Genomic DNA, 13,759 nt, shown 5'->3' with positions numbered 1-13,759 from the left:
CCACCTGAGAAAGGACCTCTCTGTGGATCAGGATTCCAACGTCAAGCTCCGCGGCAGGCTGCTGACGTCCTCCCGCCCCCTGCCGGACTTCGATGTCGAGCGTGCGGTGGGACCGTGGCTCCACCGCACCGACGGCAGCCGCATCTTCGACGGATCGAGCGGACTCCTCTGCGCGAACGTGGGGCAGAGCAGTCCCAAGGTCTTCGCCCGTATCGAGCAGCAGTTCCCCCGTTACTCGTTCGGGGGCGCCGCTGTCGTCCAGCCCCACATCCAGATGGAGCTGATGGACCGCCTGTGCACGGCCGTTGGACGCCCCGACGACTCGGTCGCGCTGGCCACGTGCGGGACGCTCGGCGTAGAGGTCGCGGTGGGCCTGGCGCGGAACATCGTGCGGGTTCGCAACGGGAAGCGACGCGGAGACATCCTGACGTCCGATTTGAGTTACCACGGCAACAGCATGTTGACCCTCGCTCTCGCGGGGAATCACGCCAGGCGCCCGCGGCCGGAGGACTCGCTCGGTCTCGGCCCCGCCTTCCCGGCGCCTTACCCGCCGACGCACGGCCACGCCCATGAAGGGCACGGGTGCGATGCCTCGTGTGCCAACGAGGTGGCGCGGGCGATCGACAGCAGGGGCGCGGAGAACGTCGCCGCGGTCCTGATCGAGCCCATCAACGGGACCACGGGCGGCGCCTTCGTGCCCCCGCGGGGTTACCTGCGGCGGGTGTCGGAGATCTGCCGGGAGCGGAACGTCCTGGTCATTCACGATGAGGTCTTGACCGGGCTGTGGCGCACCGGCACGCCTCTGGCGAGTCATCACTGGGACGGGTGCGAGCCCGACCTGGTCATCCTGTCCAAGGGCTTGGGCGCCGGCTACGTCAGTGTGGGCGCGGTGCTGGTGTCGCCGGAGATCGCGCCTGTGCTGCGGCACAAGGACGTGGACCCGCTGCCCGCAATGGGCACCATGGCCACCCACCCGCTCCAGGCGGCGGCCTGCCTTGGAGTCCTGGACGAGCTGGAGTCCATGGACTTCGGCGCCTTCGCGGTTCGCGGAGAGCGTCTCGGAACGTCTCTGCGGTCCCTGGCCGACTGGGCGTCGGTGCGGGATGTCCGTGGCGTCGGCTACCTGTACGGGGTGGAGGTCACGCCGGGCCTGCTCTGGCCCTTGGTGGAGGAGTGCGAGCGGCGAGGCGTCTTCTTCTACCCGTTCACCGGAACTGGTGACCCGCGCAGCGAAGGCCTGGTCGTCGCGCCCCCGCTGAACTCCAGCGGCGAGGACATCGATTTCCTGACCTCCGTGCTCACCGACGCGGTGGCCGCCCTCAGCTAGCTCACCCCGCCGCTCCTTCTCCAAAAGGGCGGATCGTTTCGAATGAGAGATCGAGGACACGACATGCACTTTCCCGTTACGGTCATCGACCAGCTCGATGAGGCGCAGCTCCGCAAGTGGCACGACTACTACGGGGTGAACGCGGACCGGCCCCGCTTCGAGGAGGAGGGCATCTGGCGGCGCACCCAGCAGGAGGAGACCGCCTCCAACTCCGGCTGGACAGGCGAGAGTGACGCGCGCCGCCGCATCGTCCACTACTGGCACCAGTACGGGCTAGTGGACACCACCGCGGCGCCATCGCTGGCCATGCAGCAGATGTATCTGTACCACTCGGTGGCGGCGCCGCAGGCCGAGATCGACGTGGCGTGGGAGGAGAACCACGCCATGCTGACCGAGGGCGGATGGAAGCAGATCGGGCCGGGCCGGTTCGAGCTGGGTGACCTGCGTGTCCACATGATCCGCGTCGAAGAACACCCTGAGGATCTGCGGGCGGGCCGCCGGCTTCCGGCGGGCTACGAGGTCATCGACACCACGTTCACCTCCGTCAACACGTTCCCGCCGAGGGCGATCCGGCGTCGGCCGTGGGAGGTCCTGACCCACGGTGTCCGGGTCAAGGACACCCCCGGGCAGCCGGTCTACGCCGGCGACCTGGCGCAGCTTGCAGACTTCCTGCCGTTCCAGGTCGAGGTCGGCTGTGGTGTCTCCTACGAGGCCGGGATTCCGCCGCTGCACCGGCTCCACGAGATGTACCACGTCAACGAGATCGAGGACGAGCTGCTCGGCAAGGGCTTCACGTTCGTCCTGGCGCCGGGCCGGGACCCGCTGCTCGCGGAGATATTCCTCGACACGGAGGACAAGGTCGGCGAGCTGTCGGACATGTACCGGGCGTGCTTCAACGCCGAGGTCACCCCGGCCCTGCACGCGCTCAAGCGCATGGAGGAGGCCGGGCACATGGTCGGGCCGTTCATCACGAACAACTTCGACGCGCTCGGCGCGCGCGCCGGGTTCGAGGAGGAGTTCATGCGCCGCTACGACCAGCGGATTCCTCCGGTCACCTTCCACCCCGACGCGAAGGCCCTGGTCGTGGTCGGGCTGCACGCCGACCGGCGGCGGGTGGCCAAGCGGGCCCGTGCGGCCGGTCTCAAGGTGTTCCACGTCGACCCGGAGGGATTCCCGCGCCCGGACGGGTCCTGGTTCGCGTACCCGCTGGAGGCGCCGCAGACCGGTGATGTCGTCGTACGGAAGACGGCCGCCGACGCGATCGGTGACCTGGAGCGGCTGCTGAACCTCGACACCGACAACGGCTGAACTGTGGGGCCGGGCAACGGCAGTAGCCTCTGAGCTTGTCCCCGGCCCCGCACGCGGGCCCCCTCCCAAGAGTGAGAGTCACGGATGCGCATTTCAGTAATCGGCTGTGGCCACCTCGGCATCCCGCACGCGGCGGCGATGGCTGAACTGGGCCACGAGGTCATCGGCGTGGATGTCGATCAGGCCAAGGTCGACCGGCTCAACGCGGGCGAGTGCCCCATCTTCGAGGTCGGGCTTCCCGAGCTGCTCGCCCGCCACACCGAGAGCGGGCGCCTGCGGTTCACCACCGACCTCCGCGAGGCTGCCACCTTCGCCGAGCTGCACTTCATTGGCGTCGGTACCCCCATCGACGCCGACGGCCGCTCCTACGACACCGGACAGGTCTACGGCGCCATCCGTCAACTCGCCCCCCATCTCAACCGCCCGTGCACGATCGTCGGGAAGTCGACCGTCACTGTCGGTACTACCCGCCGTGTCACGGCCCTCGCCCAGAGCCTGGCTCCCGCTGGCGAAGACGTCGACGTCGTGTGGAACCCGGAGTTCCTCCGGGAGGGGCACGCGGTCGAGGACACCCTCCGTCCGGACCGCCTCATCGCCGGGCTCACCACCGCCTCGGCGGAGAAGGCGATCCGCGACGTCTACGCCCCGATCCTGGACGCCGGTGTCCCCCTCTTCGTCACCGACCCGCAGACCGCCGAACTCGCCAAGGGCGCCGCGAACACCTTCCTCGGCTTGAAGATTTCGTACATCAACGCCGTCGCCGACATGTGCGATGCCGCCGACGCCGACATCTCCCAGATCGTGGACATTCTCGGCATCGACCCCCGCATCGGGTCCGGCGGCATGCAGCCCGGCATCGGCTACGGAGGCGGCTGCCTCCCCAAGGACATCCGCGCATTCACCGCCTCCGCCGGGCAACTGGGCGCCGCCGCGGCAGCCACCCTCCTGCGCGCCGCCGAGCGCATCAACGAAGCCCGCACCGGCGTTGCCATGGACCTCATCACCCGTGCCTTGGGCGACCAGCCTGTGCAGGGCGCTCGGGTGACCGTGTGGGGTGCCGCGTTCAAGCCCGGCACCAACGACGTCCGCGAGTCTCCGGCTCTCGCTCTGGCCCACGTCCTCCAGGAGGCCGGAGGTGTTGTCACGGTCCACGACCCGCAGGCCGTCGCCACTGCCATGATCCGTAACCCCGAGCTCGACTACTCCGACGACCTGCCCGCCTCGCTCGACGGTGCCGACGTCGTCGTGCTGGCCACAGAGTGGCCCGAGTACCAGCAGGTCGACCCTCACACCCTCGTGGACCGGCCCGGGACGCCCCTGCTCGTGGACTGCCGCACCACTCTCAACGCCGAGTCCTGGCGCGCGGCCGGCTGGACCGTCCACCAGCTCGGACGTCCCGGAAAGTAGCGGCTCCGGACACCGGTTGGGTGGGCCACCTTCGCCCTATACGACTTCTCACCTGCCACACCTCGGGCAGCCGGTGATCGTCGGATAGCACTCCTCCGGCATGCGCCGAAGCGGATGGGGCACCCGTCAAGGGTGCCCCGTCTCGATCCAGCAGGCGCCGGGGTCGAGCAGCGTGGCATCGACACCGAGAGTGTCCGACAGTTCGGTTCCCGCCGCGGCGGAGGTCGCGTCGAGTCCGTCCCGCTGGAAGCCGGCTTACGATCCAGAGCGCAGTCCCAGAACACTGTGCTCCACCAGACCCGAGGGAAGATCACTCTTTCCCGAAGCCCTGGCAGTCAACTTAACAAGGCCAGCCCGGAGTTCGGCGGCGGGCTCGCCAAGGACGATCGCGCTGATGATCAGCTCCATCATCAGACAGTCGTACTCGTCGCCCATGCTCCGATAGCGCTCCCCATCGGCCTCCACCACGGCAGAGGCGATCCTCCTCCCGCGACCAGCTGCGGGGGCAAAGGACACCTCATAGACGCCGTGACCGGTCCAACTCCGGTGCATGAAAAGGACATCGCCTTCAACGAAGACGTTCCACTTCTCATCCATGTCCCGGGCTCGATATCCGCGCTGGATCCGGTCCCAGTCCTCGTCAGTCCAGACACGATCCGGCAACTGAGACACGGGCCGGGGCGTGCTGATCGGGTGGAGGCGCCGGAACGACTCTCGGGTGAGCGGGGCGTCGGCAGTCATGACGTGATCCTATGGAAGCACCACTCCAACAGGACAGCGGATTACCTCCAAGAGCAGGCAACCTGGGCGGAGGGCGCCCCTCAGCCGCCTTCCCGACGCGTCCGCAGCGTCCTGAACAGCAGCTTTGCAAGAATCCTTGACTACTACCCCAGATAAGGAGAGGAGTTCGACTACACCGTCCACCCCAACGTCGATCCGGCGGTCATCCACAATCTCGCCACCTGCGAGTGGATCGCCAAGGGGCACCCCCTGTGTCTGATCGGGGGCTCGGCACCGGCAAGTCGCACCTGCTGATCGGGCTGGGCACCGCGGCCGCCATGGCCGGTTACCGAGTCCGCTACACCACCGCAGCAGCCTTGGTGAACGAGCTGGTCGAGGCGGCAGACGACAAGCAGCTGGGCAAGATCGTCGCCCGCTACGGACGCGTCGACCGTCTCGAAATCGACGAGCTCGGCTACCTCGAGCTGGACCGCCGCGGCGCGGAAATGCTCTTCCAGGTTCTCAGCGGAGTACGGATGCCTCGCATGAACTCGATCATGGAACGGTGGGTGCCGACCTGCCGGCGCGAGCTGTTGGACCGCACCCTGATCTGGAACCCGCACCACCTGCTCCACGCACTGCGCGAGTTCGAGAGGTTCTACAACGAGCACAGGCCGCACCAGGGACTCGCCAACGCCCGCCCCCTCCACCCGCTGCCCGCCCCGATCGAGGACTCGAACCGGATCGCCCATCTGGATATTCGACGACGAGCGCGGCTTGGTGGCACGCTCCACGAGTACCGACATGCTGCCTGACCAGCATGGATGGGGTATTCGGCAAGGGCCACGTGCAGCCCGGGAACATCCCCGCGGGCGCGGGGAGCAGACCGCGGGCTGCGATGTCTGGGTGGGCAGCCCGGGAACATCCCCGCGGGCGCGGGGAGCAGTCCATGTGGTGCTTCGGCAGCCAGCGCATGTTCGGAACATCCCCGCGGGCGGGGAGCAGAGGAAATCCCGCAGCACTTCACCGTCGTGCCGGGGAACATCCCCGCGGGCGCGGGGAGCAGAGCAGCTTGTTTCGTACGATCTTCAGTCGCGCGGGAACATCCCCGCGGGCGCGGGGAGCAGTCCTCGTTCACCAGTGAGGCGAAGACCTTCGCGGGAACATCCCCGCGGGCGCGGGGAGCAGTTGATGCGGTAGACGGCGCCGACGACGGCGTCGGGAACATCCCCGCGGGCGCGGGGAGCAGGCGACCAGGTCGGCGATGTTGCCGTTGGTCGAGGGAACATCCCCGCGGGCGCGGGGAGCAGGGCAACTCGGGGCAGGGTGGCGGCCGGCAGGAGGGAACATCCCCGCGGGCGCGGGGAGCAGCGCAGCAGACGGCCCTGCTGCTGCACCGTCCGGGGAACATCCCCGCGGGCGCGGGGAGCAGGCGAAGTTCAAGGTGGCATCCACGCCGCGGACGGGAACATCCCCGCGGGCGCGGGGAGCAGCCGCCCTTGCGGAAGTTCATGACGGGGCTCGTGGGAACATCCCCGCGGGCGCGGGGAGCAGTCACGGGCCTGCTCGGCGAGATGCAGCGTGCGGGGAACATCCCCGCGGGCGCGGGGAGCAGGCCAACGCAGAAATGGGCATGTCTGGCAAAAGGGGAACATCCCCGCGGGCGCGGGGAGCAGCCTTCCTGCTCGCCGGGCCCGTCATGGAAGACGGGAACATCCCCGCGGGCGCGGGGAGCAGTCCCACCGGCTCGGCCTGCCGTGCTGGCGCTGGGGAACATCCCCGCGGGCGCGGGGAGCAGTCCGTCACGGTGGAACCCGTGTTCCCCGTGACGGGAACATCCCCGCGGGCGCGGGGAGCAGATGGGTTCGCTGCTCCGGAATCTCATCTTCGTGGGAACATCCCCGCGGGCGCGGGGAGCAGAACGTGTCGGACCGGGTCACGAGGGCGTACACGGGAACATCCCCGCGGGCGCGGGGAGCAGGCCATCGGGCTCGGGGCCGTGGCCGGTCTCGTGGGAACATCCCCGCGGGCGCGGGGAGCAGGCTCAGAACAGGCGCACAAAGGCGCGTTCGCCGGGAACATCCCCGCGGGCGCGGGGAGCAGTCTTTCTTGTTCGCCAGGTGCGACTCGCGGATGGGAACATCCCCGCGGGCGCGGGGAGCAGTCTCGAGGACGATCCGCCGTACGAGTACCAGCGGGAACATCCCCGCGGGCGCGGGGAGCAGACTGTTTGACCTGGGTGTTTACCTCTGGGGCGACGGATTCCAGAGCACTTTCTCCGAACCCGACAATCGACCCAAACTCACCCAAATGACCTTCAGGCTTTTCCGAAGCGTCGGCGTTTGGCCGCCTTGCTCCATCCGGGAGGAGCCGTGGTGGGTTGGGGCGCCTGCGGGGACGGGGGTTTCATGTCAGGGCGGTGGATAAGGGTGACGCCGTCGTGGTCGAGGGGGTGCCATGCGTGGTCGTGGGTGCGGAAGGTGTAGCCCTGTTCATTGTTGGTGGTGTGGGTGAGCAGGGCGCGTCCTTGACCGGCGTATTGCTGGACCTCGTGCCAGAGCGCGTCGCGGATGCGGGCTGACGGGTTGCCCACGAATACGCCTGCGGAGATTTCCAGGAGCCATCGGGTGAGGAAGCCACGGAGTCCTGCGGGGCAGTTGGTGAGGACGATGACGGTCACCAGGCCACCTGTTCGTAGTCGCCAGTGTCGTCGTGGTTGAAGCCGGAGGGGACTTCTCGGCCACCGTCGCTCTGGAGGGTGACCACGTCCCGGTCGCCGCCGGGGTCGGCCGAGCTGGTTCCTGTCGGCAGCAGAAGGTGCTTGATGTCGTCGACGCAGCGCTCCAGCAGGGACGTTTCGTTGATGCGGTCCCGCAGAGCGCGGCGGGTGCGGGGGCCGACGTCCTCCTCGTCCTGCGCAGCGACGTCGAACGCGAGTGGGATGCCGATCTCGGTCTTGTAGAGGTCGGCGATGTCAAGGACGAAGGACAGTTCGTGTCCGGAGTGGACGAAGCCGAGGGCTGGGCTGCAGCCCAGTGAAGTGACGACGGCGTGGGCGATCCCGTACATGCACTGGGCTGCCGCGGTGATGCCCTGGTTGACAGCGTCTGCGGCAGTGAAATCGCCGGGGGCATACTGGCGGCCGCGCCAGCGGATGCCGGTGCGGGCGGCCTGGGCGCGGTAGCAGTCTTTGACGCGGCGTCCTTCCCTGCCGAGGAGTTCGTGGCGGGTCAGGCCGGCGGGGTCTTCGTCGGGGAAGCGCAGCCGGTACATCGCGCGGGCCACGGCGAGGCGGCTGCGCGCGTTGGCCCACTGCCGGGCTTGGGCTTCCATGAGTGCCGAGGAGCGGGTGAGGGCGCGGCCGGCGGCGTAGTAGCGCACGCCGCGTTCTCCGACCCAGCAGACGGCCGCGCCGGTTTCTCCCAGCACGCTCATCGCCTGATGGGTGATGCGGGTACCGGGGCCGAGGAGGAGGGTGCCGATGGTCGCCGACGGGATGTGGGTGGTGCCTTCTGCGTCCTGGGCGGTGATGGCGTTGGCGTCCCGGTGGACGGTGCACCGTTCCAGGTAGATGAAGGAGATCCGCTCGGCGGTGCGGGTGAGTTGTCGCGGTGTCAGTGCGGCGTGCTGGGAGATCGTGGTCATGGTGTCTGCCGGGCGGGCGGGGTGAGGGGCGCCAGGGTGATCAGGCCGCAGCCGTAGGCTTTGGCCCGGCCGATCCCCTGGGTGAGGGTGCGGCGCAGGGCTGCGGGGTCGGTGACTTCGAGCCGACCGTCGAAGGTGACGGCGACGAGGGTGACGGGTTTGGTCTTCCTGTCGTCGTCTGTGGGCCTTTTGTCGAAGGAGCGGCTGTTGTGGTCGCGGATGGACAGCTCGTAGCGGTCGCCGTGGTGTTCGTGTTTGCCCTGGTACGTCGTGCCGCTGGGCAGGAGACGTTTGTCGTCGGCCTTCTCCAGGATGCGGAAGCCGCTGCGCTCCTGGCGGTCGATCAGCCATGCCATCTGGTGGACGGGGGTGAGGTGGGCGGTGATCTTGCGGGGCTCGTCGGGGGTGCGGCGGATGGTGTGGACCGGGTTGGCGGTCAGCCGGAAGGCCCAGCGGTCGCCTGTGGAGAGCTTGTCGAGGAACGGGGTGTAGGGCCTGGTCTGCCAGCCGGGGGTGTGTGGGTCGGCTGCGGCTGCCGCTGGCCAGCCGGCCTGCTCGACGAGGTGGGTGAGGTCCGGGCGGTCGGGGCTGACGATGTACAGCAGCACCTCGGCGCGGGCCTGGTGGTCCAGGCGCCACAGCACCCGTGGCGCGCCCGGTGTGGGGACGTCCGTGGGCAGCAGGCCGGGGAACGAGGACATAACGGCTGCGTGCAGGGCCTGCGGCGAGGACAGCAGCCGGCGGGCGCCGGGACGGGCGGTGTTCACGCGGAAGCGGGAGAGGAACATCAGCTGCTCTCATCCTCCAGAGCATCGAACGGGTCATGCCGCGGAGTGCCGCCCGTGACGGCGCCGGGCACCGCAACGTTGGTGGTGACGACGGTGCGCAGGGCGTGTCGGCGGTGTGCGGCGGCGAAGCTGAGCGGCTGGTCGCGCACAGTGTCAGCACCGCCGTGCTCGCCGGCTGCCGCCTCCCACAGCACCGTCAGTCCTTCCTCCGGACGGAAGCGGTGCTGCTTGCGGTACCAGGCGGACGCCTGCCACGGCACCTCTCGGAGAACGCGCTCCAGGCAGGCGTCCTCGTACAGGCCCAGCTCGAGCGGTGCGGCGGGCGGGCAGGAGCGGCGGCCGAGGAACGGCAGGTAGACCGGGGATTTCAGCGCTGCGTGCAGATCGGTGAGCAGTGTGTGCTCGCCTTCGAGGGCGGCGACGAAGACGGCGTCGGCGAGGTAGAAGCGTTCCGACAGCGGCATGGATTTGCCGGTGACGGCGTGGTGGGCGGTGTGGAAGTCCCGGATGCGGGTGCCGGGTTGGTCGATCCGGACGCCGAACCGCAACGCTGCCAGGGGCGCGAGTTCCGTGTCGTCGCCGCGTTCGATGCCTGCCGCAGCCGCGAGCAGGCCGATGACGCCGCTCTTGGTGGGGGCGGACTCGGTGGTGCGGCGGGTGAAGCGGGAGGAGGCCCCCCAGGACTGCAGGGGGCCGGCCAGCCGCAGGGTGAGGACGCCGCTCATGCGGGCTTACCCAGGCGTTCGGCGACGGCTTGGCCGACGGCGGTGACGAGGTCGCCCAGGGTGTCGGACTCGGTGCCGAGGTCGGCGAGTTTGAGGGTGTTGGGGCCGACGCGCAGGACCCAGCTGAAGGTGGAGTCCTGGTCGCCGTAGGCGCGTTCGATGTCCGGGACGTAGGCGGCGAGGCGGTCGGATGCCTCCCGGACGTGGCCGCCCTGGTCGCCGCGGACGGGTTCTTCGAAGGCGGCGACGAAGCTGATCGGGCGGGTGGTGCGCAACTTGACCACGACCGCGTCGGGCAGGGTGTGGTGCCCGAAGGTGTTGATCTTTCCCGTCGGCAGTGAGGCGACGAAGCTGTGCACGAACGCCTCGACCGCACGGCGCACCGGCTCGGTCCTCGGCTCGTCCTCGCGCAGGCCCTGGCCGAGGTTGGCGGCGAGCTGGTGGACGCCGAGGGCGGCGTAGCGGTAGAGGGTGGCGGAGTTGAAGTCGACGGTGCCGATCATTCCGGCGCCGGTCTCTTCCTCGGTGTTCTCGTCGTCGACGGCCGTGTAGTAGTCGGACTCGTTGTCCACCCGGTGCACGCTGATGGCGTGGGCGACCTGGACGGCGGCGTCGACGTTGAAGTCGGCGGCGTCGGCGACCATCCGGCCGAAGAGGGCGATGTCGACGGAGTGGCGGCTGTCCGCGATCTCCCTGACCTTCTCCTTGTTCGTCTTCTCCTTGAGGAAGGCCGTGATGTCGGCGGCGCCGTCGACGGCGAGGCGGGCGAGGCCGTCGAGCTGGCGGGCGCTGAGGAAGACCAGGTACTTCGCCTCCGGCGCCGGGGTGTTACCGGACTCCTTGGCGGCGTCGGCCTTCCGCTTGGGCACCTCGGTCTTCAGCCCTGTCGCCTTGACCGTCTCGTCGGCGAGTGCAAGGGCCGTGTCGGTGCTGAGGGAGGGGGCGAGCTCGGTGATGCGCTTGGCGAGCAGTTCCACGACCTTCTTGGTCCGCACCCCGAGTTCGCTCGGATCGAGCAGGTGCTCGTCGTCGAAGTAGGTGCGGGTGGCCCGCTTCCACGCCTGGCTGGAAACGCGGGCGCGCGGCACACCGCCGTACACGGCCGTCTTCGGCGCGCCTGTGTCGTCACGGTTGAGGTTGCTGGGCGGGACGGTCTGCAGGGCGTGCACGTCCAGGAAGATGCGGTTCACGAGGCGTCCTTGTGGCTGTCGTCGAGGCTGGCGGCGGTGTCGTCGGGGCTCCGGCTGGGGGTTTGTGCGGCCGGTTCCTGCCAGGAGTGGAAGGAGCGGCCCCACTCACGGCGGATGGTGTCGGCGCCACCGGGCCGCTGCCAGGTGTAGAGCTGCCCGGCGAGCAGGCCGTAGTCGAGGGGGATGTCCGCGCGGCGCAGCAGGACGATCAAGTCGCGCAGCCGCTGGGACAGGCTGGTCAGGTCGGGGGCGGTGCCGGCGCGCACCAGGCGCTTGCGGACGGGCTCGTCGATGCCGTCCGGCGGCATGAGACGCCGCACAGCCGCGCCCAGTCCGGCCGGCCGTTTGTAGGTGTGGGGGCGGTGCATGTGCGCGCCACGGGACTGCTGGTGCAGCGCCCAGAGCGTGAGGGCCGCGTGCAGGGCGTCCTCCGCACGCACGAGTTCCTCCTCGCTGAGCGGGCGCACGCCTTCGAGGCGCGTGTGCAGAGGTGAGGTGTCGACGAGCGTCCACAGGTCGGGCAGATCGGCGGCGTCCCGGCCCGCGCCGCGGCGCAGGCGAGCCAGCGCTGCGACATCCTGGGGGCTGTCGCGCAGGTAGCCCTCCTGCCACGTCTTGATCTGCTCTGCGGCGAGCTCGGCGACCCTCGAGCGGACGCTCGGCGCGGCTGTTGCCGTGGTCATGCGGGCACCTCCGTGTCAGTCGTGAAAGAGCCGGGCTGAAGCTGGTCGGAGTTGTCCGGGGAGACTGTGGCGGACCGTTGCAGCCCGACCTGCGGTTGCGGGGCCGATCCGGACAGCTCTCCCAGCGCCTTGGCCAGACGGCGGCGGAACCAACGTTCGGCCAGGCTGGCGTTGAGCCACTGTGTGCCGCCTTTGGCGGCGGAGACGGTCCTGCCCTGCCAGGCCGCGTCCCCGGCGTCCTGGATGAGGCGGTCGCCGAGGCGGCTGATCAGGCCGTGTACCTCGTGCTGCCACAGACGTCGCCGCTCGAACGCCTCTCCGGCGTCCGTGAGGGCTGCGAGCCAGGTGCGGTAGGGATTCTCCAGCGAGGTGAACCCGAGTTCACGCGCTGCCGATCGCCGTTGCTCCCCTTCGGAGCCGGCCGCGCGAGCGAGGTCGGTGGCCAGATCCCCGAGCGCCTGCACCGCCTGATCGGCGTCCTGGGCCGCTCCGATCGCCTGCCGGGCACACGTACGGTCCTGGCGGTGAAGCAGCACGACCGGCATGGCGAGTTGGTCGTCGACCACCTCGTCGATCACGGACTGCTGTGTCCCGTACGTGGCGCCGACGATCCGGGCCCGGATGAGGAAGTCCCGCGGCAGTTCCCCCTCGGTGACCAGGCGGGCGATCCACTCCAGGATCCCGGGACGCAGGTACGCGGCTGCTTCCGCGCCCTGGACCGTATCCGTATCCGACCGGTCCGCGACGAGGGAAGCGATGCCCCGCCACGCCGAGCGGGCCGGATCGTGCTCGCGGGGCAGGTAGACCGGCGACTGGCGCAGCTTCTTCTCCTGCGCCAGGCTGCGCCGCCACGCGGTCATCGGCTCGCGGCGGTGCATGTTCCGGGACGCGAGCGGGTCTCCGTAGCCGAGAACGACGCCCGTGACCGCGTCCTCGTCGTGATGGAGGCGCAGTCGGCGCGACTGCCACGTGTACAGATCGCGCAGCCCAGTCGGCGTGCGTTCGGTGCCGCCAGGTGGGCACGGTTCACGCCGCCAGGCCGGCCGGTCGTCCGCCGTGAACTCCAGGGCGTCGGTGTCGGCAGCCACCAGGTTCAGCAGCAGCGTCTCGCGCAGGCTGTCGCCTTCCGCGAAGACGCCGCCAAGGCCGCCGGCCCAGCCCGTGCCGAGCGGGTACACCTTGCCGCCCTTGACCCGGTCGTCGCCCACCATGCCGGACTTGATGCCGGAAGTGTCGTAGGCGTGGGCATGGACGACCCAGCGGGCCGCCTCGGCGAAGGTGAGCCGTTCGACGGTGGGCATCCGGGCGGTGAAGAACGGCTCCCCGTTGGGCACGTCGGCCACGATCCGGTTGAGGGAGGAGACCTCGTCCTTCGCCGTCCGCAGCCCAGCGGTCTGGAAGAACGGGGCGCGAGGACTCAGCAGGTCGAAGCGGTCATGGTGTGCCTCCAGATAGGTCGTGACCGGCGACAAGCACTGCGGGTCGGACCACAGGTCCGCCCACGCTTCCACGTCGCCAGGCCCCTCTAGGGCGTCATGCGCGAGGGCGAGCAGCAGCCGCAGCAGCGCGAACTCCTGCGTCGGCAGATCCCCCACCAGACGCCGCACTGCATTTGCTTGGTCGAACACCTGGTGTAGCGACAGCTCCTCCACTGAGCCATCGCGGTTGAGCACCCCAATCCACGGCTGAGTCGTCAGGTTGAAGGAGGGGACTGCCGGTGCGATTTGAGGCGGCTCCATCATGCATCGTCTCCAGACCTACAAGAATTCATGAACGGGATGCCTCCTGCCGCCGGTCACTCGACTCCGCGGCCCTGGTGTGTGACACAACATCAACTTGCTTGTAGACACCCGGGGTTTGACAGACCGCAACGTGTCCCTCCACAGTATCGGCGTACTTACGGCAACGATTCAAGGGGGAGGAATCAAGCTGTGTCGGGATGGATGCGGTGGGGAGCCGTGATCAT

11 protein-coding genes, 1 pseudogene and 1 CRISPR repeat array are annotated in these 13,759 nt (G+C 69.2%); of the genes and pseudogenes, 4 read left to right on the top strand and 8 right to left on the bottom strand.

Translation table 11 applies throughout. The features are described 5' to 3' along the window. Positions 1–22 precede the first annotated feature (22 nt). From OG798_RS47485 to OG798_RS47475, 3 genes are all read left to right on the top strand, one after another. Entirely contained in the window at positions 23–1,327 is a 1,305-nt protein-coding gene (locus OG798_RS47485; RefSeq protein ID WP_328759209.1) for an aminotransferase class III-fold pyridoxal phosphate-dependent enzyme, read from the top strand. A 63-nt stretch (positions 1,328–1,390) separates the two neighbouring features. Next, positions 1,391–2,635: a hypothetical protein gene (locus tag OG798_RS47480; protein WP_328759207.1), complete on the top strand. Its 1,245-nt coding sequence runs from the start codon at positions 1,391–1,393 to the stop codon at positions 2,633–2,635. An 84-nt stretch (positions 2,636–2,719) separates the two neighbouring features. Further along, complete coding sequence (locus OG798_RS47475) at positions 2,720–4,042, top strand: UDP-glucose dehydrogenase family protein (protein ID WP_328759205.1); 1,323 nt, start codon at positions 2,720–2,722, stop codon at positions 4,040–4,042. A gap of 255 nt (positions 4,043–4,297) precedes the next feature. Here the strand turns inward: OG798_RS47475 and OG798_RS47470 are convergent, their stop codons facing one another. Then, the gene (locus OG798_RS47470; RefSeq protein WP_328759203.1) at positions 4,298–4,783 is read right to left on the bottom strand and encodes a hypothetical protein; all 486 of its coding nucleotides are present in this window, start codon (positions 4,781–4,783) and stop codon (positions 4,298–4,300) included. 183 nt (positions 4,784–4,966) lie between these two features. Here OG798_RS47470 and OG798_RS47465 point away from each other — a divergent pair. After that, a pseudogene (locus OG798_RS47465) lies at positions 4,967–5,577 on the top strand (ATP-binding protein); the annotation flags it as partial. A gap of 221 nt (positions 5,578–5,798) precedes the next feature. Beyond that, positions 5,799–6,987: direct repeats of the CRISPR family, unit length 29 nt; unit sequence GGGAACATCCCCGCGGGCGCGGGGAGCAG. A gap of 92 nt (positions 6,988–7,079) precedes the next feature. Here OG798_RS47465 and cas2e read toward each other — a convergent pair. Genes cas2e through casA form a run of 7 tightly spaced genes read right to left on the bottom strand, consistent with a single transcriptional unit; the run spans position 7,080 to position 13,535 of the window. Then, positions 7,080–7,442, bottom strand: a complete 363-nt coding sequence (gene cas2e, locus OG798_RS47460) for a type I-E CRISPR-associated endoribonuclease Cas2e (RefSeq protein WP_328759201.1) — start codon at positions 7,440–7,442, stop codon at positions 7,080–7,082. Beyond that, positions 7,439–8,407 carry a type I-E CRISPR-associated endonuclease Cas1e gene (gene cas1e / locus OG798_RS47455; RefSeq protein WP_328759200.1) on the bottom strand — a complete coding sequence of 323 codons (969 nt, stop codon included), beginning with the start codon at positions 8,405–8,407 and terminating at the stop codon, positions 7,439–7,441. Before cas1e ends, cas2e begins: the two co-directional genes overlap by 4 nt. Next, positions 8,404–9,195, bottom strand: coding sequence for a type I-E CRISPR-associated protein Cas6/Cse3/CasE (gene cas6e, locus OG798_RS47450; RefSeq protein WP_328759199.1), 792 nt, complete (start codon positions 9,193–9,195; stop codon positions 8,404–8,406). Before cas6e ends, cas1e begins: the two co-directional genes overlap by 4 nt. Next, positions 9,195–9,920: a type I-E CRISPR-associated protein Cas5/CasD gene (cas5e, locus tag OG798_RS47445; protein WP_328759197.1), complete on the bottom strand. Its 726-nt coding sequence runs from the start codon at positions 9,918–9,920 to the stop codon at positions 9,195–9,197. Before cas5e ends, cas6e begins: the two co-directional genes overlap by 1 nt. Next, positions 9,917–11,110 (bottom strand): type I-E CRISPR-associated protein Cas7/Cse4/CasC, encoded by a 1,194-nt coding sequence (gene cas7e, locus OG798_RS47440; RefSeq protein ID WP_328759195.1) that lies wholly within the window; start codon positions 11,108–11,110, stop codon positions 9,917–9,919. The genes cas5e and cas7e overlap by 4 nt, the downstream gene beginning before the upstream one ends. Further along, the gene (gene casB, locus OG798_RS47435; RefSeq protein ID WP_328759193.1) at positions 11,107–11,793 is read right to left on the bottom strand and encodes a type I-E CRISPR-associated protein Cse2/CasB; all 687 of its coding nucleotides are present in this window, start codon (positions 11,791–11,793) and stop codon (positions 11,107–11,109) included. The genes cas7e and casB overlap by 4 nt, the downstream gene beginning before the upstream one ends. Then, positions 11,790–13,535, bottom strand: a complete 1,746-nt coding sequence (gene casA, locus OG798_RS47430; RefSeq protein ID WP_328759191.1) for a type I-E CRISPR-associated protein Cse1/CasA — start codon at positions 13,533–13,535, stop codon at positions 11,790–11,792. The genes casB and casA overlap by 4 nt, the downstream gene beginning before the upstream one ends. Positions 13,536–13,759 lie beyond the last annotated feature (224 nt).

It is taken from the genome of Streptomyces sp. NBC_00271, assembly GCF_036178845.1.
Taxonomy (GTDB): domain Bacteria; phylum Actinomycetota; class Actinomycetes; order Streptomycetales; family Streptomycetaceae; genus Streptomyces.
This window is presented reverse-complemented; position numbering and strand designations above follow the sequence as displayed.

Bases quoted from the DNA above. Each gene is read 5' to 3' on its own strand.
- OG798_RS47475 (WP_328759205.1), top strand. From the start codon at position 2,720: ATGCGCATTTCAGTAATCGGCTGTGGCCACCTCGGCATCCCGCACGCG.
- OG798_RS47480 (WP_328759207.1), top strand. From the start codon at position 1,391: ATGCACTTTCCCGTTACGGTCATCGACCAGCTCGATGAGGCGCAGCTC.
- cas6e (WP_328759199.1), bottom strand. From the start codon at position 9,195: ATGTTCCTCTCCCGCTTCCGCGTGAACACCGCCCGTCCCGGCGCCCGC.
- casA (WP_328759191.1), bottom strand. From the start codon at position 13,535: ATGATGGAGCCGCCTCAAATCGCACCGGCAGTCCCCTCCTTCAACCTG.
- cas5e (WP_328759197.1), bottom strand. From the start codon at position 9,920: ATGAGCGGCGTCCTCACCCTGCGGCTGGCCGGCCCCCTGCAGTCCTGG.
- casB (WP_328759193.1), bottom strand. From the start codon at position 11,793: ATGACCACGGCAACAGCCGCGCCGAGCGTCCGCTCGAGGGTCGCCGAG.
- OG798_RS47470 (WP_328759203.1), bottom strand. From the start codon at position 4,783: ATGACTGCCGACGCCCCGCTCACCCGAGAGTCGTTCCGGCGCCTCCAC.
- cas1e (WP_328759200.1), bottom strand. From the start codon at position 8,407: ATGACCACGATCTCCCAGCACGCCGCACTGACACCGCGACAACTCACC.